At 56.7% G+C, this 18975-nt stretch carries 18 protein-coding genes and 1 other annotated feature; of the genes, 8 read left to right on the top strand and 10 right to left on the bottom strand.

Going from position 1 to position 18975, the window contains the following annotated elements:
- Positions 1-10: 10 nt before the first annotated feature.
- From hisF to hisG, 7 genes are all read right to left on the bottom strand, one after another.
- Positions 11-784, bottom strand: a complete 774-nt coding sequence (hisF, locus tag K0H80_RS11225; protein ID WP_220071622.1) for an imidazole glycerol phosphate synthase subunit HisF — start codon at positions 782-784, stop codon at positions 11-13.
- The gene (gene hisA / locus K0H80_RS11220) at positions 766-1503 is read right to left on the bottom strand and encodes a 1-(5-phosphoribosyl)-5-[(5-phosphoribosylamino)methylideneamino]imidazole-4-carboxamide isomerase (protein WP_220071621.1); all 738 of its coding nucleotides are present in this window, start codon (positions 1501-1503) and stop codon (positions 766-768) included. The genes hisF and hisA overlap by 19 nt, the downstream gene beginning before the upstream one ends.
- A complete protein-coding gene (gene hisH, locus K0H80_RS11215) occupies positions 1500-2174 on the bottom strand; it encodes an imidazole glycerol phosphate synthase subunit HisH (protein ID WP_220071620.1) in 675 nt (224 codons plus the stop codon). The genes hisA and hisH overlap by 4 nt, the downstream gene beginning before the upstream one ends.
- A complete protein-coding gene (gene hisB, locus K0H80_RS11210; protein WP_220071619.1) occupies positions 2171-3241 on the bottom strand; it encodes a bifunctional histidinol-phosphatase/imidazoleglycerol-phosphate dehydratase HisB in 1071 nt (356 codons plus the stop codon). The genes hisH and hisB overlap by 4 nt, the downstream gene beginning before the upstream one ends.
- Before the next feature lie 77 nt (positions 3242-3318).
- The gene (hisC, locus tag K0H80_RS11205; protein WP_220071618.1) at positions 3319-4398 is read right to left on the bottom strand and encodes a histidinol-phosphate transaminase; all 1080 of its coding nucleotides are present in this window, start codon (positions 4396-4398) and stop codon (positions 3319-3321) included.
- A 1-nt stretch (position 4399) separates the two neighbouring features.
- The gene (gene hisD, locus K0H80_RS11200) at positions 4400-5701 is read right to left on the bottom strand and encodes a histidinol dehydrogenase (protein WP_220073967.1); all 1302 of its coding nucleotides are present in this window, start codon (positions 5699-5701) and stop codon (positions 4400-4402) included.
- 34 nt (positions 5702-5735) lie between these two features.
- The gene (hisG, locus tag K0H80_RS11195) at positions 5736-6635 is read right to left on the bottom strand and encodes an ATP phosphoribosyltransferase (protein ID WP_011865995.1); all 900 of its coding nucleotides are present in this window, start codon (positions 6633-6635) and stop codon (positions 5736-5738) included.
- Between the two features lie 68 nt (positions 6636-6703).
- Positions 6704-6824 (bottom strand) — a sequence feature (His leader region).
- Between the two features lie 280 nt (positions 6825-7104).
- Between hisG and yoaA the strand changes: the two genes are divergently transcribed.
- Positions 7105-9030, top strand: a complete 1926-nt coding sequence (yoaA, locus tag K0H80_RS11190) for a DNA repair helicase YoaA (protein ID WP_220071617.1) — start codon at positions 7105-7107, stop codon at positions 9028-9030.
- Positions 9031-9042: 12 nt separating this feature from the next.
- On the opposite strand, the gene K0H80_RS11185 is transcribed toward yoaA, so the two are convergent.
- Together K0H80_RS11185 and K0H80_RS11180 are read right to left on the bottom strand one after the other, a co-directional pair.
- Positions 9043-10344 carry an NAD(P)/FAD-dependent oxidoreductase gene (locus tag K0H80_RS11185; protein ID WP_220071616.1) on the bottom strand — a complete coding sequence of 434 codons (1302 nt, stop codon included), beginning with the start codon at positions 10342-10344 and terminating at the stop codon, positions 9043-9045.
- Between the two features lie 12 nt (positions 10345-10356).
- Complete coding sequence (locus K0H80_RS11180) at positions 10357-11271, bottom strand: DMT family transporter (protein WP_220071615.1); 915 nt, start codon at positions 11269-11271, stop codon at positions 10357-10359.
- A 417-nt stretch (positions 11272-11688) separates the two neighbouring features.
- Between K0H80_RS11180 and tsaB the strand changes: the two genes are divergently transcribed.
- The 7 genes from tsaB (at position 11689) to rnd (ending at position 18605) form a co-directional block, all read left to right on the top strand.
- On the top strand, positions 11689-12402 hold the full coding sequence (gene tsaB / locus K0H80_RS11175) for a tRNA (adenosine(37)-N6)-threonylcarbamoyltransferase complex dimerization subunit type 1 TsaB (protein ID WP_220071614.1): 714 nt from the start codon (positions 11689-11691) through the stop codon (positions 12400-12402).
- 65 nt (positions 12403-12467) lie between these two features.
- A complete protein-coding gene (locus K0H80_RS11170; RefSeq protein ID WP_220071613.1) occupies positions 12468-12836 on the top strand; it encodes a hypothetical protein in 369 nt (122 codons plus the stop codon).
- A 129-nt stretch (positions 12837-12965) separates the two neighbouring features.
- Positions 12966-13667 (top strand): M50 family metallopeptidase, encoded by a 702-nt coding sequence (locus K0H80_RS11165; RefSeq protein ID WP_220071612.1) that lies wholly within the window; start codon positions 12966-12968, stop codon positions 13665-13667.
- A gap of 82 nt (positions 13668-13749) precedes the next feature.
- Positions 13750-14598, top strand: coding sequence for a class I SAM-dependent methyltransferase (locus K0H80_RS11160; protein ID WP_220071611.1), 849 nt, complete (start codon positions 13750-13752; stop codon positions 14596-14598).
- Positions 14599-14600: 2 nt separating this feature from the next.
- On the top strand, positions 14601-15536 hold the full coding sequence (locus K0H80_RS11155) for an alpha/beta fold hydrolase (RefSeq protein ID WP_258406080.1): 936 nt from the start codon (positions 14601-14603) through the stop codon (positions 15534-15536).
- Positions 15537-15734: 198 nt separating this feature from the next.
- Positions 15735-17408, top strand: coding sequence for a long-chain-fatty-acid--CoA ligase FadD (gene fadD, locus K0H80_RS11150; protein ID WP_220071610.1), 1674 nt, complete (start codon positions 15735-15737; stop codon positions 17406-17408).
- A 90-nt stretch (positions 17409-17498) separates the two neighbouring features.
- The gene (gene rnd, locus K0H80_RS11145) at positions 17499-18605 is read left to right on the top strand and encodes a ribonuclease D (RefSeq protein ID WP_220071609.1); all 1107 of its coding nucleotides are present in this window, start codon (positions 17499-17501) and stop codon (positions 18603-18605) included.
- 109 nt (positions 18606-18714) lie between these two features.
- On the opposite strand, the gene minE is transcribed toward rnd, so the two are convergent.
- Entirely contained in the window at positions 18715-18975 is a 261-nt protein-coding gene (minE, locus tag K0H80_RS11140; protein WP_011865984.1) for a cell division topological specificity factor MinE, read from the bottom strand.

Below are 18975 nucleotides of genomic sequence, written 5' to 3'. Positions count from 1 at the left end.
TTTGCGGCGGTTACAGGCGCATCTGTACACCATTGTCGAGCAGGTATCGCTTAAGCGCCTCTATCTCTATGATCCCTTTGTGAAAGACGCTGGCCGCGAGGGCCGCATCCACACCCGCCTGGGTGAACACCTCGAGGAAGTGTTCCATGGTGCCGGCGCCGCCCGAGGCGATGAGGGGCACGTCGCAGATGGCGCGCACCATGGCGAGTTGCTTGATGTCATAGCCTTGGCGAACGCCATCTTGGTTCATCACGTTCAGCACTATCTCGCCGCAGCCACGTCTCTGCACCTCTTCCACCCAGTCTTGGGTATACCACTGGGTATCTTTGGTGGCGGCCTCGTCACCGGTAAATTGCTTCACCTTGTAGCTGTTGGTATCGGCGTCATAGTAAGAGTCTATGCCTATCACGATACATTGACGGCCGAATTCATCTTGCAGGCGATCGATCAGGCTGGGATCGCTCAGGGCCGGCGAGTTTATCGAGATCTTATCGGCGCCGAACGCCAACTTTTCCCGCGCCTGCTCGATACTCTTGATGCCGCCGGCGACGCAGAAGGGGATATCTATCTGCTCGGCGACGCGGCTGACCCAGCTCTTGTCCACCACTCTGTCGTGGGCGCTGGCGGTGATGTCGTAAAATACCAGCTCGTCGGCGCCCTCTGCGGCGTAACGGGCAGCCAGGGGCACTATGTCACCGACGATCTCATGGTTACGAAACTGAACCCCCTTGACCACCTTACCGTCACGGACATCCAGACAGGGAACTATGCGTTTGGCCAGCATGCGATCGCCTCCTTCACGGTAAAGTTGTTGATGAGTAGGGCCTTGCCTATGATGATGCCGCTGGCGCCGCTATCACGCACGGCGCTCACATCTTCCAGGGTGGCGATGCCGCCCGAGGCCTGCCACTCAATATCGGGATAACGCGCCGCGATCTCCTGATAGAGCTGGGTATTGCTGCCTTGCAGTGTGCCGTCTCGGCTGATGTCGGTAACTAGGGCGTGCTTGAGCCCATAGGGGGCGAAGGTGGCCACCAGAGATTCCAGTGTCTTGCCGCCGCCACTCTGCCAGCCCGACACGGCGACTATCTTCTCGCCCGCCTCGTTGATGTTTACATCCAGTGCCAGGCAGATGGCGTCGCTGCCATAGGTCTCGAGCCAGGATTGCACCAGCTCTGGCTGTTTGACGGCGAGCGAGCCTATCACCACCCGCTTGACGCCGAGATCTAACAGCTCCTTGACCTGGGCCTCGCTGCGAATGCCGCCGCCGACCTGAATATTGGCCTCGAGATTCTCGACCAGTTCACCTATGAGTCGGGTCTGGCGTCTGTCTGGGTCTTTCGCGCCGGTTAGATCGACGATATGCAGCCAGGTCGCACCTTGGGCCTGATAGGCCTGTAGCTGGGCGAGCGGACTCAGTTCGAAGGTGGTCTGCTGGGCATAATCGCCCTGGTAGAGACGCACCACTTGGCCCTCGATGAGATCGATTGCTGGGATGATCATTGGGCGCTCTCCTGTGTAGATTTGTGGTTATCGGCAAAACTGTCGGCATTCATTTTCATAAAGTTTCTTAATATGGTGGCGCCCACCGCGGCGCTTTTTTCCGGGTGGAACTGCACCCCCATGAAGTTGTCTTTTGCGATGGCGGCGCTAAAACCCTCGCCATATTCGCACTTGGCGATGGTGAAATCGCCAAGCGGCGCCCGGTAGCTGTGAACGAAATAGACATAGCTGCCCTCGGCAACCCCGGCAAACAGTGGGTGATTGCCCGGGCTTATCTGATTCCAGCCCATATGGGGTAGCGGCAGGCCCTTTGCGTCCAGCTGCTCTATATTAGTGTCGATCAGCCCAAGGCACTGACAGTTCTTGCTACTATTCCCGTAACTTAAGCCACCGCGCTCCTGTGAGGCCTTGGTCAGCATCTGCATGCCGAGGCAGACGCCAAGCACAGGCTGGGTGAGGGAGCAGATGGTGTCGATAAGCTTCTTGTCCTTCAGCGCCTTCATGGCGGCCCTGGCGGTACCTACGCCCGGCAACACGACTCGGGTGGCTGCTTTTATCTTGTCGATATCGTCACTCACCTCGACGTCGGCGCCGATCCGCTCGAAGGCGTAACGCACCGAGCTTAAGTTGGCGCAGCCGGTATCTATGATAATGGTATCAGGGCTGCTCATAGCACCCCCTTGCTCGATGGCAGGGCGTCACCTTCGACCTTCACCGCCTGGCGCAGGGTACGGCCAAAGACCTTAAACAGGCTCTCCACCTTGTGGTGATCGTTATCGCCCTGGGTCGAGAGGTGCAGGGTGCAGCGAAGGCCATCGGCGAGGGAGCGGAAGAAGTGAGGTACCATCTCAGTGGCCATCTCGCCTACCATCTCGCGCTCGAACTGCCCCTCAAACTTGATGAATGGGCGACCCGAGAGATCCAGCAGGCAGCTGGCACTGGCTTCATCCATGGGGATGCTAAAGCCGAAGCGGGCGATGCCGCGCTTATCCCCAAGGGCCTGTCTGAGGGCATCACCAATGGCCAGCGCCGTGTCTTCCACGCTGTGGTGATCGTCGATTTCAAGATCGCCATCGACGCTGACATCTAGCCTGAAGTTACCGTGGGTGGCGATCTGATCCAGCATGTGGTCGAAGAAACCGATGCCGGTATTGATGCTGCTCTTTAGCTGGCTGTCGAGATCGACAGTGACCTTAATGTCGGTTTCCTTGGTGGTGCGAACCACAGTCGCCACGCGATTACCCCCAAGCAGTTGTTCGGCGATGGCGTCCCAGTTCAAGGTCTCGCGATTGTACTGTATGCCTGTGATGCCCATCGCCTCGGCCAGGCCAAGGTCTGTCTCTCTGTCGCCGATCACCGCCGACTGGGTAAAGTCGACCCGGCCCTCGGTGAGGTAAGCCTTGACTAGGCCCAGCTTAGGTTTGCGGCAGCTACAGTTTTCATCGTCAAAGTGTGGGCAGATGAGCACATCATCGAACTTGACCCCCTGGCTGTTGAAGATCTGCATCATCATATCCTGGGGCGCATCGAAGTCATCCTTGGGGAAGGAGGGGGTGCCCAGACCGTCCTGATTGCTCACCATCACCAGGCGGTAGCCGGCGCCCTGTAGCTTAAGCAGTGCGGGGATCACCTTAGGCTCAAATACCAGCTTGGCCAGGCTATCGACCTGCTTGTCGGTGACCGGCTCCTCGATCAGTGTGCCATCGCGGTCGATAAAGAGGATTTTCTGTTTCATCATGCTTCTACCTTAAATCTGCTTCTATCTTAAATTTGTCGTTATTGTCTGGCTGGGTGCGGATTTACTTCGTTTTGCCATTAGGCCTTGAGTATGGCAAGCAGCGTCTCTGTCTGGTCGTCGCTGGCAAAGCTAAAGCGTATCGCATCGGCAAGGGCCGGGTCTTTGTAGGCCCTGGCGACCACACCCGACTGTTTGAGACGTGCCTGCATCTCACCGATTTTTATCTCATTTGCCTGGTCGAAATAGGCCAGCACGAAGTTGCCATAGGCGGGCAGCACTCTGGCGCCAGCTTCCCGTAGGGCATCGGCGAGTCGTTGGCCATTGGCCTTGAGCTGAGCGACCTGGGTCTGCATTCGGGCTATCCCTTCCTTACTTAGCGCATCTATGGCCAGCTTGGCGACCGGTAGCGGTACGGGATAGGGGGCGATCACCCGCATCACCATCTCGATGACCTCAGGGTTTGCCAGCATGAAGCCGCAGCGGGCACCGGCTAGGGCGAAGGCCTTGGACAGGGTGCGCAGCACCACCAGGTTGTCGTACTTATCCAGCAGGCTTGCCACGCTGTAGTCTGGGCAAAACTCGATATAGGCTTCATCCACCACGACCAAGGTATCTGGCAGGCTGCGGATTACCGCCTCTATGGTGGCCGGGGCGATCACCGTGCCGGTTGGGTTATTGGGATTGCAGATAAACACCAGCTTGGAATCGCCGACCTGACTGCAAAGTGCTTGTGGCAGCTGATACTCATCATCCAGGCGCAGCGCCTTGACGCCGACGTTGAAGGTCTTAGCGCTGATGGCGTACATGCCGTAGGTGGGGCCGAAGCAGGCAATGCTGTCCCGCCCCGGGATACAGAAGGTGCGGATAAGCAGCTCTATGGCTTCATCGGCGCCGCGACTGGTAAGCACCTGTTGATTGCTTACGCCCGCATACTCGGCGTAACGCGTAATAAGCTTGGGCGGCTGGCACTCAGGGTAGCGGTTGAGGCCATCCAGGTCACTGTTGTTAAAGGGCGACTCGTTGGCATTGATCCAAATTTGCCCCTCGCCACCGATGCGCCGCGCCGACTGATAGGGCTCCAGAGTCAGGAGCTCGGGTCTGGCGAGACGCTCGGCGAGCGATGTCGCGTTAACATTCATCTTAGCTTCTACACTCATCTTATTTCTCCTCGCCCGTAAGCGTGGCAAGGCGCACGGCGACGGCATTTCTGTGGGCATCGAGCTGCTCGGCGCTGGCCAGGGTCATCACGCACTCGCCCAGTCTCTGTAGCCCCTGGGCGCTCAGCTCCTGCACGGTGAAGCGGCGGCTAAAGTCGGCCAGAGACAGGCTGGAGACGGCGCGGCTATAGCCATAGGTTGGCAACACGTGATTGGTGCCGCTGGCGTAATCGCCAACTGACTCAGGTGTGTAGGCGCCAAGAAATACCGAGCCGGCGGCGCGGATTTTACTCAGCAGTTCACGGGGCGCGCGGGTCTGAATGATCAGGTGCTCAGGGCCATAGCGGTTAGAGACCTCGGCGGCCTGGGCCATATCCGCAACAATCAGGGTGCGACTGGCGCTCAGGGCCTGCATGGCGATCTCGGCCCTGGGCAGTCTTGCCAGTTGCTCGCCAAGGCTCTGGTTGACCGCGTCTGCCAAGGTTTGGCTGTCGGTGACCAGCATCACCTGAGAGTCGGGGCCGTGCTCGGCTTGAGAGAGGAGATCGGCGGCGATGAAGTCGGGGTTGGCATCGCCATCAGCGATCACAAGCACCTCTGAGGGGCCGGCGGGCATGTCTATGCTGACCACGCAGCGGCTGTCCTGGGCAACTAAGCGCTTGGCCTCGGTGACATAGCGGTTGCCTGGACCGAAGATCTTGTCAACCGCAGGCACAGATTCAGTGCCCAGGGCCAGGGCGGCGATCGCCTGGGCGCCGCCTATCTGATAGATATCTGTGATGCAACAGGCCTTGGCAGCGTAGACGATAGCATCGTCGATCGGTGGCGGGCTGACCAACACCCGCTGCTCACAACCGGCTATCTTGGCCGGCAGGGCTAACATGAGCACGGTAGAGATGAGCGGCGCACTGCCACCGGGAATATAGAGGCCCACCTTTTCGATTGGCTCGCATCGCAGCTCGCAGCGTACTCCGGCTTGGGTCTCAAGGTCGATCCCCTTGAAGGCCTGGGCCTGGTGAAAGGTCTCAATGTTCTGTTTGGCCTGCTCGATAGCTGCCTTGATCTCGGGCGTGACTCGCTCGCTGGCGGCTGCTATCGCCGCATCGCTAAGGCGCAGGGCGTCGAGTTCTACCTTATCGAATTTTTGTGAGAAGGCTTTTAGTGCCGCGTCGCCCTGGCTGGCCACCTGGTCGATGATCGCCTTGACCTGCTGCTCAAGGTTGGCATCGCCAATCAGGGGCGAGCGCGACAGCGCCTCCCGTCTTGCCTGGTCATCGAGCGCCTGCCAGTCGAGGCGCTGCATCTGTGTGGATGTCATGGTGTTTGTCGTCATGGCGTTATCCCATCATCTTTTCGATTGGCATCACCAGGATGGAGCTGGCACCCAGCTGGGTCAGGGCCTCCATGGTATCCCAGAAGAGATCTTCGCTGCTGACTGCGTGGATTGCCACACGATTGGTGTCATCGTTGAGCGGCAGTACGGTCGGGTTCTCGGCGCCTGGCAGTAGGGCGACGATCTGATCCAGTGTTTCGGTCGGGGCGTGTAGCAGGATATATTTGCTCTCCTTGGCGCGCACCACACCGTTGACGCGGGAAAGGATCTTATCGATCAGTGCCTGTTTAGCCTCGCTCTGCTCCTGGGTCGATTGGATGATGCAGGCCATGGAGCGGTAGATCACCTCAGTCTCGTACAGGCCGTTGGCCTCTAACGTGGCGCCAGTTGAGACCAGATCGCAGATACCGTCGGCCAGGCCAGCACGGGGGGCCACCTCTACCGAGCCCTTGAGCATACAGTCGCGATAGCTAATGCCTTTCTCCTGCATGTAGCGACGTAGCAGGTTAGGGTAGGAGGTGGCGATACGCAGCCCCTCGAGCGAGCTGGCGTCTTGATAGCGAAATTCGGTAGGCACCGCCAGCGACAGGCGACAGGCGCCGAAATCCAGTTGGCGCAGCTTGATGCACTCGCTCGGCTTATCCAGGGTTTGACGCTCGATCTGCTCCTCTTCGAGGACGTTCTCGCCTATGATGCCAAGGTCGACCACGCCGTCCATCACCAGGCCGGGAATGTCGTCGTCACGGACCCGTAAAAGGTCGATAGGCATGTTGTCAGAGTGGGCGATGAGGCGTTGTTCGTTAACGTTAAACTTGATGCCGCAGCTCTTGAGCAGCTTCTGGGATTCCTTGGACAGGCGGCCGGACTTTTGAATGGCGATACGTAATCGGTTTGACTCTGACATAGGATGTTTCCTCATTTGTTGATTCAGTAAAATTGTTTAAATCGTTTTAAAACAAAATCTTAAGCTAAAAACTAAAAACCCCCGGAATTCCTTCCAGGGGTCTTAGATCGCTTTTGAATCAACCGCCAGAAGGAAATAGTCCTCCGGCAGTAAGCATCCGAAGGCTACCGCATATGATGGTGATGATGGATAGTATTCAAACGCTGTGTCATGTTCTGTCTTCTCTCGCTTAGTGCGTATCAATGGGCAGTGTCTGCCCTAAGTTGTATTTAAACTAATCAAGTTTTTCGGTGTATGCAAGCGCTAATTTGGGTCGATTGAAAATTATTCAACTAACACTGCAATATCCCCATTGGATCTCAATGATTTCCTGTTTATTTATCGCGGGTGCTTTGTGGCTTGTACTGGGTAAGAAAATCCGCATAATGCCAGCATGTCATTTTAAACATTAACTATCATCAGCCATTCATTGAATAAACGACTGACCCAAGATGTACAGCAGGTATTCGCCCCAGATGGCAGCTTAAGCCGTCATATCAAGGGCTATAGCTGTCGCGTTCAGCAGCAGACGATGGCGACTCGGGTGAGTGAGACCCTGCAAAAGGGCGACAACCTGGTGGTCGAGGCGGGCACGGGCGTGGGCAAGACCTACGCCTATCTGGTGCCGGCACTACTCAGCGGTAAGCAAATCATTGTCAGCACCGGCAGTAAGAACCTGCAGGAGCAGTTGTTTTTCAAAGATCTACCCGCACTGCTCAACATCTTAGGGATCAGGCCAAAAGTGGCTCTGCTTAAGGGGCGCAGTAACTACCTGTGCCAATACCTGATGGAGAAGCAGCTCAGCGGTGTCGAGGTGAACGATGGCAAGATCCTCGACGACCTGCTGCGAATCGATCAGTGGGCCAGCCAGACGGTGGATGGCGACATCGGCAGTCTCTACGCCGTGCCGGAAAACTCCCCGGCGATCCCGCTGGTGGTCAGCAGTAAAGAGTCCTGCATAGGTAAGGCCTGCGATCACTATGAGGCCTGCTTTACCCGCAAGGCCCGCGCCAAGGCACTCGATGCCAAGATCATAGTGGTCAACCATCACCTGTTTTTCGCCGATCGCATCCTAAAAGAGACGGGATTTGCCGAGCTGCTCCCCGACAGCGACGTGGTGATCTTCGATGAGGCGCATCTGCTGCCAGATATCGCCGTGACCTATTTCGGCCAGCAGCTCAGCATCAAGAGCCTCATCCGCCTGCTGGAACGTTTTAACGAACTCTATCGTACTCAGATGGCCGATTCGCCGCAGATTGGCGCTATGACGGCCCGCTGCCATACTCAGCTGATCCATTGGCAGGGACTGCTGTTTGCCAGCGAGGAGCGTGACTGGCGAAGGCTTATCGGCGATAAGGCACTGATGGAGGCGGCTTGGTCGCTGGTCTCCGAGCTGACCGCCTATCGCACCATGTTGCTGGGTTACCTTGGTCGCAATGAGGCGTTCGACGACGGCGTCGAAAAAATCGATGGGCTGCTCAGCAAGTTAACCGTGTTTATTCAATGCGATAACCCTGATAGCGCCTACAGCATAGACTATGGTTATCAGCACCTGACCTTGAGGATCTCGCCCATCAAGGTGGCCAAGGAGTGTCAGTCGCTGTTTAGCCCGGATGTCAGCTGGATCTTTACCTCGGCTACCTTGCAGATCAATCGCGACCTGTCGCTGTTTACCAAGGCGATGGGGCTGGAGAAGGCCAACACGAGTATATTGGACAGTCCCTTCGACTATCGGCGCCAATCTCTGTTCTGTGTGCCGCGCCATCTGGCGTCGGTCACCAGCCAGGAGCGCGCCGCCAGGCAACTGGTGGAGGTGGCGGTGAAGGCGATAAACGCCGCCAAGGGCCGCACCTTCATGTTGTTTACTAGCCATCGCATGCTCAATCTGGTGGCGGTGATGTTACAGGGACGGGTCGATTATCCGCTCCTGGTGCAGGGACAGGCGGGCAAGCAGACGCTTTTGAAGAAGTATCGACAGCTGGGCAACGCCGTGCTGCTGGGCACGGGCGCCTTCTGGGAGGGGGTGGATGTACGCGGTAAGCTGTTGAGCTGCGTCATCATCGACAAGCTGCCCTTCGTCTCGCCGGACGATAACCTCTACAAGGCCAGGGCCGACGGGGTGCAGCGTGAGGGCAAAGATCCCTTCATGACCCTGTCACTTCCCCAGGCGGTGATAGCGCTTAACCAGGGTGTCGGCCGCCTGATTCGCGATGAGAAAGACAGGGGCGTGTTGATCCTGTGCGACAATCGCATCGTCAATCGCCCCTATGGTCAGGCCTTTATCAACTCGCTGCCGCCCATGCATCGCACCCGGGATCTCGACAGGGCGGTGCGTTTCCTGCAATCCATAGACTAGCGTTAAGCCTGCTTAGTGCAGCTTCATCCGTGGGCGCACCACTCGCATCATCTTCTCCACCAACCAGAGGGCGATGGTCTTGGCCAGGCCGTGAATTGCTTTTTGGTGCATGCGGTAGAGGGAGATATACATGAAGCGGGCGATCTTTCCCTCGACAAACATGCTGTCTTTAGTGAGGTTACCCATCAGGCTGCCCACGGTACTAAAGCGTGACAGATTGACCAGGGAGCCGTGATCCACATACTCATACTCGGTGAGACCTAGGCCTCTGAGCTCGTTGAGAATATTGTGCTCGACACACTGGGCCATCTGGTGCGCCGACTGCGCCCTGGGCGGAACGAAGCTGCCATCGGCCTGCTCGCAGGCGCAGCAATCGCCGATCACATAGAGATCGTCGTGCCCCTGGGCCTGCAGGGTAGGACGCACCAGGATCTGATTGGCGCGGTTGAGGTTAAGTCCCTCTATCTGCTTGATAAAATCTGGCGCCTTGACCCCGGCCGCCCACAGCATCAGGTTGGCGGCGATCAACTCGCCGTCTGCAGTGACAAAGCCCTTAGAGCTCGCCTCTTCGATGCGGGTGCTCTGACGTACCGATACGCCCAGTTTAATCAGCTCACGGGTGGCCGAGGCGGCGATACGCTCGGGCAGGGCGGGTAGGATGCGCGGGCCCGCCTCGATCAGTGTGATACTCAGCCTGTCGGCGGTCATCTTGCTCAGGCCATAACTCTTGAGCAGATCGGTCACATGGTAGAGTTCGGCTGAGAGTTCCACCCCAGTCGCGCCGCCGCCGACGATGGCAATATTGAGCTTTTGCTGCTCCTCAGATTGATGCATGCGGGTGAAGCTGTCGAGCAGGGCGTTGTGAAAACGGCTCGCCTGGTGGTGGGAGTCGAGAAAGAAGCAGTGCTCCTTCACGCCCGGGGTGCCAAAGTCGTTGCTGACGCTGCCAACGGCCAGCACTAAGGTGTCGTACTCAAGTTCTCTGGCGGGCAGTAGCGCCTCGCCCTTATCGTTGCTGATGGCGCCAAGCTGCAGCCGTTTGCCTTGAAGGTCCAGCCCGGTGAGTTCCCCCAATTGAAACTGGTAGCCATGTTTAACCGCATGAGCGGAGTAGACCACGCCGTCGAGGTCGGCGTCGAGTGAACCTGTGGCGACCTCATGGAGCAAGGGTTTCCAGATATGAGTGCGGTTCTTGTCTATCAGTAGGATCTCGGCCCGCTGCTTCTTGCCTAGCTTGTGTCCCAGTTGGGTGGCCAGGCCGAGTCCGCCGGCACCGCCGCCCACTATCACGATTCTTGGGATCTTTGCACTCATCGACAACTCCTTCTATTGGGGATTAGGGGCCCGGCGCCGTTTGCGCGTCTGTATCAGTCCGGCGCAGATGATAAGGCCACAGCCCATTAATTGTATCGGGGTGAGGTGCTCGGCAAACAGGCTCCAGCCGAGGATCACCACTGTCACAGGTTCGATATAGGCCAAGGTGCCGAAGGTGGCCGCGGGCAACACCCGTAGCGCCTTGACCGCGAATAAGATCGCCAGAAAGCCGGGAAACACGCCGATCAGCGCCAGCCAGAACCACTGGGTTAAGCTGGGGAGCACGGCTTGATGCAGGGCGAAAGGCAGCAGGCAGAGGGCGCCGAAACTCAGTTGAATAAGCGTGCTCTGGTAGGGGCTGGCACTTGCGGGGCGGCGATTGATTAACATGAAACCGCTGTAGCTCAAGAGAGCCAGCAGGGCAAAGCCATAGCCCTTGAGTTCGGCCGTGCTGCCCGTGAGGCTCTCAAGGCTCGGCAAGATGGCTACGACGCCAATAAGGGCGATGCCTATGGCCAGCAGGTCCTGGCGCCTAAGCCGCTCATGGAAGAGGAAGTGAGCGCCAATGGCACTGACCAGGGGGGCGAGATAGATCAGCATCACCGCATTGGCCATGTTGATGTAACCTATGGATTGCACGTAAAACACCATGAAACCGGCGAGCATAGCACCATTAAACAGATGGCGTTTCCCTGGACGATGGAAGATCTGCCGGGCCTTGCCTGTGGCAAGCATGTAGGCGATGAGGCAGGCGGCGCCGATCAGCAGGCGATAGAAGGTGATGATACTGGCATCGAGGTTGGCGGTGCGCGCCAGTGCGCCGATTGTGCCCATTAAAATGGCCGAGCCTAGTGCCATCATCACGGCCTGGGAGGAGTGGGATGGCGATTGTGACAGAGGTTGGGACTGTGCTCTTGATTGACTCATTACGTCATTAGCCTACATCTGAGTGCGACTCTAGATCCTTGGGTTGAGTGTCTGTGCTAGCTTTCTGTATTTGATTTTGTATTAGGTCATTAGCTTTCGTGCAGATTTAAGTGCCAATTTAAGCTAAGAAGCCGATAAGCGTGAGCCTATCCTATCGGGTTTATCTCAAAGAGAAAACGGATTTTTTGCCCTGGCGTCGATATCAACTCAAGGGGCTATAGGGCCAAAGGGCAAGTGACGTCTAGTCGCTAAAATACCTAGGTTGACCGCTATGGAGCGGGCAATTAAGGCTATACCTAAGCGGGTTTTACGTTATAATCGGCGCCATTCATCCTATGGTTTTGGCGATGAGGGGTTTGCGCAGTTCGATTAGCAGCGCAATGCCATGATATCGCGACAGATTTGGTTCGTTTTTGCATGCCGGAAAATAAAGATTTCTCAGCCCCATTAAGTTTACTCGCCCTGGACACCTGCACAGAGTTTTGTTCGGTCGCCCTGCAATATCAGGGACAGGTGTTTGCCCGTGAGGCCGACGCGCCGCGGGAACACAGCCAACGCCTGCTGCCCATGGTGCAGGAGGTACTGCAGGAGGCGGGGATCGAGCTGAGTAAGGTGGATGTGATCGCCTATGGCCGCGGGCCAGGCAGCTTCACCGGAATCCGTATCTGCACCTCTATGACCCAGGGGCTGGCTTTAGGCCAAGATCTTCCCGTGGTGGGGATCTCAACCCTGGCGGCCATGGCCCAGGCGGCTATCGAGATAAAGGGCGCGACTCAAGTAGCGACCGCCATCGATGCGCGCATGGGTGAGATTTACTACGGCGAGTACCTGTCTGTAGATGGCTTGGCCAGCCTGGTTGGGGAAGAGCGGGTCTGTGCGCCAGAGGAGTTGTCGAGCCAGCTGGCTTTTGATACGCCCCTTGCCGCCTGTGGCACAGGCTTCGATGCCTATCCGGCGCTATTGACCGAGCAGATGAGCCTGGTCGAGGAAGCCAAATTCCCACTCGCGCGCTTTATGTTGCCGCTGGCAGAAGCCGCGGTGAAGGCGGGGCAGGCGACCGATGTGGATCAGCTAAAGCCTGTGTACCTGCGTGATACCGTGACCTGGAAAAAACTGCCCGGTCGCGAGTAATTTGGTGTAGGCTTGAAGCATAATCGCGTAACCAGACTGTTAGGAGAGAAGGGGAAATTACTTTGATGCAAGTTTCGTCATCTAACCTGATACCTGGGCTCTCTTCTGGCGCCTCTGCCATTAGCGATGCTATCGCCCCACAGCAGGATCTGCGGACCAATGTTATCGATGTGACGCCAGTGGGGCCGGCCGTACCTGCTAGAGACGAGATCCAAGTTGCGGCAAATGCTAGTGCCACTAGCGATGCAAATAGCGACGCTACTCAGTTGGTCGAGCGCAAGCAGGAATCCCTCGAAGAGCGGCTCAGCGCCAAGCTTGAATACGATCAACAAACTGGCGGCAGTCGCGGCGCCATAGGCCAATATCTGCTGCACCAACACGCCGCCCAGCGCGATGCCATCTCCCAGATGGTGGGCATAGACACCTATGTCTAGGTTCATGTTTAGTCTCGTAAACAGGGATATGTTTAGTCTTCAATAAAGGAAGATGTTTCGGCGTAGCGCCAGCGTGTCTAAATTGCCGGCCATTAAGGCATCAACAACCTATAGGACGGGTTCTTCAGTATGGCTTTTTCTATCGATTCTCCCTCTTCTCGCTCTGGTATGCCATCTCGCAGCCTCTTCATGGTCGAGTTACTGCTGGCTTTAGTCGTCACCCGCATTCCCTATCTGAGCGTGCCCTTCAAGTGGCTGGAGAGTTATTTTCACGAGGCGTCTCACGCCCTGGCGACCCTGATTAGCGGCGGGATAGTGAGTCATATCGAGCTCTATCCCAATGGCGCCGGTCTGTGCGTGAGCCAGGGGGGCTGGCCTGTGCTGATTGGCTTTGCCGGCTATTTCGGCGCCGCGCTCTGGGGGCTACTCATCTTTCATTTGGCCACCTGGGCCAGGGGGATCCGCGTGAGTTTTAGCTGTCTCGGGCTGGTGGTACTGCTGAGTATCGTGCTCTGGGGGCGGGATCTGCTCACCGTCGCCATCTTGCTGATCCTCGCCTTGCTGTTTCTGCTGCCGTTAAAACTCAGTCATAGTCCACTGCTGACCTTTGCCCTCAGGGTGATGGCGCTGATGGTGATGTTGAACGCGCTAGCCAGCCCGACCGTGCTGCTGGGCATGCCGGGGCGCGGCGATGCGGCCATGCTGGCGGAGCAGACCTGGATCCCGGCCTGGATCTGGGTAGGCATCTGGCTGCTCACCAGTTTAACCATGCTCTGGCTCTGCTGGCGCCGGGTCGATAGTGCCAATCAGCTGAGCGCGCAAAAAGTGTAACCGACTGTATATCTAGTTTAATTTTCGTTATTAGCCTGATAGCTTAGGTGTTTTAGCCTTATCTAATATCTAGGGAGAGAATATGAAAAGTTTAACCTTAGCGGCCTCACTGGCATTAGCCATAGGCGTGGCGGCGCCTAGCCTGGTCAGCCCAAACTATGCCCAGGCTAACGAGACACACCTGGTCAATCAGCAGGTCACAGATGCGCTCACCAATCCACTGAGACAAGCGGCAAACATGGAGCGTGATCAGTATCGTCACCCGGGTGAGACCCTGAGCTTCTTCGGCGTTAAGCCAAGCGATACCCTGGTGGAACTCTGGCCGGGCGGTGGCTGGTACGCCGAGATCCTCGCCCCATACTTGGCGAAAGAGGGTCACTATATCGCCGCGAATTTCGATGCCAACCCGCCAGAGGGCCTAGAGGTGCCGGGCTATCGTATTCGCCTGGGTAAGGCGCTGGACAAGTGGCTCAAGGATCATGGCGATACCTTAGGTCAGGCGTCGAGTATCAGTTTCGATCCCCCAAGGCTTGCGGAACTCGGCGCACCTAACAGCGCAGATGTGGTGCTGACCTTCAGAAATCTGCACAACTGGGCCAAGTCCGGAGTATTGGAGCAGGTGTTCGACTCGGCCTACAAGGTGTTAAAGCCTGGTGGTACCTTTGGCGTGGTGGAGCACAGGGCAAACCCTGGCATGGATCTGAGCACAGGCTACATGGTGCAGGATGAGATGATCGCGCTTGCCGAGAAAGTCGGCTTTACCCTGGTGGCCAGCAGTGAGGTCAATGCTAACCCTAAGGACAGCAAAGATCATCCTAAGGGCGTCTGGACTCTGCCGCCGAGCCTGCGTCTGGGCGATCAGGATAAAGCCAAATATCTTGCCATCGGCGAGAGCGACCGCATGACGCTTAAATTTGTGAAGAAGTCTTAACCATGAGCGATCCGCTAGCCCCTCTGTGTCAGCCCTCAATTGATGGCAATGAAGTGATGCTTTCACTGCCCCATATTCGTCTCTCTGGTCGGCTGTGGGGGGAGGCGGATAAGCCCCTGCTATTGGCGCTTCACGGTTGGCTGGATAATGCCAACAGCTTTGCGCCCTTGGCGGAGCACCTAAGCGAGTATCGACTGCTGGCGATCGATTGGCCCGGTCATGGCGCGTCACAGCACAGGCCCGGTGGCTATCCGCTGCACTGGATAGACTACCTCTATGATCTCGAGCTGCTTATCGATGCCATAGTGCGTCATCAGCCCCTGCATGGCGTGATAGGTCACTCGCTGGGCGGCATAGTGGCCTCGGCCTACAGCGCCGCCTTTGCCGAGAAGGCTAAGCATTGGATCGTTATCGAGGCGCTCGCGCCCCTGTTTGAGGCGCCCGCTAAGAGCAAGTTAAGGCTCAGGCGCAGCTTCGATGCCCATCAGCGGGCCGCCATGAGTCAGCAGACCCCCAAACCTGTGGTGCTGGATGCCGCCGTCAGGGCAAGGCATAAACTCACCGGGCTGGATATGCCCTGGTGTAGGCTAATCCTCGAGCGCAACCTGCAGCTAACAGACGGTCACTACTACTGGCGTAGCGACCCCAGACTCAAGTTAGATTCCCCCATGCGGCTCGATTTTGACCATGTCAGCGGCCTGATGCAGGGCCACGCTGGCAGGGTGCTGGTCATTAGAGGCAAAGAGGGTTATCCCCTGATGGGCTATCACCAGACAGAAAAGGTGTCTGAAGCCCATGACACGGCTGGCGATGAGCTATGCGAAACCGCCGCTTCTTGGTATCAAGATCTCACTCAGGTGACCCTCGAAGGTGACCATCATCTCCATATGGGCAATAGCCTGGAGGTGGCTGCGGCAATTAAGGCATTTTTAGCGTGACAGCCCCTCGGGGAGGGATGGTAAAATTACACTAGGATTTTTACTCTAATTGTGTGATGATGTTCAAAATTAAAACGCCCGTATGATTTTTTGGGTGTTACCTACAATATTTATAAGTCAGTGTTTAGTTTCTGTTTTTGAAACCTTAAGTGAATGACCTCATTCACCTAACTCTGCCTGGGGATTTAGGAGAGACTCGTGGAACAGCTTTGGACGAAAAATTTACCCCATGATGTGCCCGCTATTATCGATGCAAAGCAATACAGCTCGCTGATCGACCTGTTTGAAAGCTCGGTAGCCAAGTATGCCGATCAGCCCGCCTTTGTGAACATGGGCGCGACGCTGACCTATCGAAAACTCGAAGAGCGCAGCCGTGCCTTTGCGGCTTATCTGCAAAACGAACTCAAGCTGCAGAAGGGCGATCGCGTGGCGATCATGATGCCTAACCTGCTGCAGTATCCCATCGCCCTGTTTGGCATATTGCGTGCCGGTATGGTGGTGGTCAACGTGAACCCTCTGTATACCCCAAGAGAGTTGAAGCATCAGCTCAACGACTCGGGTGCCAAGGCGATCGTCGTGGTATCTAACTTTGCCAATACTCTGGAGCAGGTGGTGGATCAGACGCCGGTGAAGAGCGTGATCTTAACCGGTCTTGGCGACTTGCTCAGCGCGCCTAAGCGCACCCTGGTGAACTTTGTGGTGAAGTACATCAAGAAGATGGTGCCTAAGTATCATCTGCCACATGCCATCTCTATGCGTCAGTCGCTCTCTAAGGGACGCCGCCTGCAGTATGTGAAGCCGACTATCAAGGGGGACGATATCGCCTTCTTGCAATACACAGGCGGTACAACCGGTGTGTCTAAGGGCGCTATGTTGACCCATGGTAATATCGTCAGCAACCTGCTGCAGGCCGACGCGGCCTATTCGCCGCTGCTCGCCGATGGTAAGGAGTTTGTGGTTACCGCACTGCCGCTGTATCACATCTTCGCCCTGACGGTGAACTGCCTCTTGTTCCTCCATAAAGGCGCGAACAACCTGCTGATCACTAACCCAAGGGATATCCCGGCCTTCGTGTCTGAGTTGAAGAAGCATCCATTCACGGCACTTACCGGGGTGAACACCTTGTTTAATGCTCTGGTGAGCTCGGAAGAGTTTAAGACCTTGGATTTCTCCAACCTTAAGCTCTCTATCGGTGGCGGTATGGCGGTGCAGCGCGCCGTGGCCGATAAGTGGCAGGGGATCACCAAGACACGTCTGCTGGAAGGTTACGGCCTGACCGAAGCATCGCCGCTGCTGACCTGTTGCCCCTATAACCTGGAGGGCTACAACGGCTCTATTGGTTTCCCGGTCGCCAATACCGACATGCAGGTGCGCGACGAAGAGGGCAATGTGCTGCCTCAGGGCGAGACCGGCGAGCTCTTTGCCAAGGGCCCTCAGGTGATGAAAGGCTATTGGCAGCGCCCGGAAGAGACGGCCAAGGTGATCGATAAGGATGGCTACCTGGCCACCGGCGATATCGGTTACATGGATGAGCAAGGCTTCTTCTTTATCGTGGATCGCAAGAAGGATATGATCTTGGTCTCTGGCTTTAACGTCTTCCCCAACGAGGTGGAAGAGGTGGTTGCCCTGCATCCTAAGGTGCTGGAAGTGGCCGCAGTCGGCGTTCCCCATGAGGTGAGCGGCGAGTTGGTGAAGGTATTTGTGGTACCAAAAGACAAATCTTTGACCGAAGAGCAGGTGATCAAGCATTGTCGTCATCATTTGACGGGATATAAAATTCCTAAGCTGGTAGAATTCAGGGATGAGCTACCTAAGAGCAACGTGGGCAAGATCTTACGCCGCGAGTTGCGTGACGAAGCCAAATCGGCCTAGTTATATAGGAAACCACCCGTTGTAGGTGACTCAAAGCCGGCATTATGCCGGCTTTTGTGTTCACCGAGCCATAGCATTTGGAGATGAGATTTGACCTTTCAATATGTAGAGGATGACGCCAGCCTAACAGAGCTGGTGGCTAAGTATCGTCAGGCTAAGGTCCTGATGTTGGATACCGAATTCGTTCGCACCCGCACCTATTACGCCAAGCTGGGACTGATCCAGGTTTATGACGGCGAGACCCTGGCGCTGATCGATCCTGTTGCGGTAAGCGATCTCTCTGCATTTTGGGCCCTGCTGGAGCGCGACGATATGATTAGCGTGCTGCACTCTTGCAGCGAAGATCTCGAAGTCTTGGCCCGTTACGGTCGCTGTCAGCCTAAGGTGCTGTTCGACAGCCAGATCGCCGCCGCCTTCTGTGGCTGGGGTCATGGCATGGGCTACGCCAAGCTGGTGGAGCACTGCCTGGGCGTGCAGCTGGATAAGGGCGAGTCGCGCACCGACTGGATGAAACGTCCGCTCAGCGATGCTCAGCTGCAGTATGCGGCTAACGATGTGGATTATCTCTATCGGCTCTATCCTCAGCTGCTAGAAAAGCTGCAAGAGTCTGGCAGAATGCCTTGGCTGCTCGAAGAGGGCGAGCGCATGACCCAGGGGCGTCTTGAGAGCCCGGATGGTGACACCGCCTACCTCAAGGTGAAGAACGCCTTCCAGCTAAGCCCTAAACAACTGGCCTATCTGAAGGTGCTGGCCAAGTGGCGCCTGCAAAAAGCGCTGGACCGAGACTTGGCCCTGGGCTTCGTTATCAAAGATCACGCGCTGCTGGCGCTGGCCAAGAAGCAGCCCAAGAGTACAGGCGAGATCTTCAGGATGACAGAGCTGACCGAGCAGGAGAAGCGCCTGCATGCCAAGGCAATCATCGCCGAGATGGCCAAGGCGGATCTGGATAACCTGCCCGAGGCTATCGACGTGATCGCCCTGAAACCCGGCTACAAGTCGGCCTTTAAGGCGATCAAACAGGCGCTGACCCAGGTGGCGGAAACCAATGAGGTGCCGATGGAGCTGCTTGGCTCTAAGCGTCATATTCATGAGTACCTTCAATGGCGCTGGAACGATGGTCAGGGCGAGATGCCCTTAGTATTACAGGGCTGGCGCGGTGAGCTGAGTAAGGACGCCTTGGCCGAGATCAGCTGTTAAGGCTGGATTATTTAAGTTGCTATTAGCCAAACGGCGCCCATGAAAAAGCCCTCAATTGAGGGCTTTTCTGTATGCATATTCTGGCTATTGAGTAAGACCTGCTCGTCGCCTAAGGCTTTTCCGGCAGGGTCACGTTCAGTTCCAGTACCGACAGGTTGTCGTCGTTCTGATCCAGCTGCACCGATACCTGATCGCTGTCTATCTGCACATACTTGCGGATCACCTCGATGATCTCCTGCTTCATCGCCGGAAAGTAGTCTGGCGCATCACGCTCGCCGCGCTGATGGGCGACGATGATCTGCAATCTCTCCTTGGCGGTGGTTGCGGTCGTAGGCTCTTTTTTCGCTCTGAAGTAATCGAGTAAAGACAT

This window comes from Shewanella aegiceratis, from assembly GCF_019457495.1.
Lineage (GTDB): Bacteria > Pseudomonadota > Gammaproteobacteria > Enterobacterales > Shewanellaceae > Shewanella > Shewanella loihica.
Note: the sequence above shows the minus strand (reverse complement) of the source record. Positions and strands in the feature narration are given on the sequence as shown.

Coding starts and splice junctions, on each gene's coding strand:
- K0H80_RS11185 (WP_220071616.1), bottom strand. CDS start 10,344: ATGAGTGCAAAGATCCCAAGAATCGTGATAGTGGGCGGCGGTGCCGGC.
- hisH (WP_220071620.1), bottom strand. CDS start 2,174: ATGAGCAGCCCTGATACCATTATCATAGATACCGGCTGCGCCAACTTA.
- K0H80_RS11165 (WP_220071612.1), top strand. CDS start 12,966: ATGGCTTTTTCTATCGATTCTCCCTCTTCTCGCTCTGGTATGCCATCT.
- tsaB (WP_220071614.1), top strand. CDS start 11,689: ATGCCGGAAAATAAAGATTTCTCAGCCCCATTAAGTTTACTCGCCCTG.
- minE (WP_011865984.1), bottom strand. CDS start 18,975: ATGTCTTTACTCGATTACTTCAGAGCGAAAAAAGAGCCTACGACCGCA.
- K0H80_RS11170 (WP_220071613.1), top strand. CDS start 12,468: ATGCAAGTTTCGTCATCTAACCTGATACCTGGGCTCTCTTCTGGCGCC.
- hisG (WP_011865995.1), bottom strand. CDS start 6,635: ATGTCAGAGTCAAACCGATTACGTATCGCCATTCAAAAGTCCGGCCGC.
- K0H80_RS11160 (WP_220071611.1), top strand. CDS start 13,750: ATGAAAAGTTTAACCTTAGCGGCCTCACTGGCATTAGCCATAGGCGTG.
- hisF (WP_220071622.1), bottom strand. CDS start 784: ATGCTGGCCAAACGCATAGTTCCCTGTCTGGATGTCCGTGACGGTAAG.
- K0H80_RS11155 (WP_258406080.1), top strand. CDS start 14,601: ATGAGCGATCCGCTAGCCCCTCTGTGTCAGCCCTCAATTGATGGCAAT.
- hisB (WP_220071619.1), bottom strand. CDS start 3,241: ATGATGAAACAGAAAATCCTCTTTATCGACCGCGATGGCACACTGATC.
- hisA (WP_220071621.1), bottom strand. CDS start 1,503: ATGATCATCCCAGCAATCGATCTCATCGAGGGCCAAGTGGTGCGTCTC.
- K0H80_RS11180 (WP_220071615.1), bottom strand. CDS start 11,271: ATGAGTCAATCAAGAGCACAGTCCCAACCTCTGTCACAATCGCCATCC.
- hisC (WP_220071618.1), bottom strand. CDS start 4,398: ATGAGTGTAGAAGCTAAGATGAATGTTAACGCGACATCGCTCGCCGAG.
- hisD (WP_220073967.1), bottom strand. CDS start 5,701: ATGCAGCGCCTCGACTGGCAGGCGCTCGATGACCAGGCAAGACGGGAG.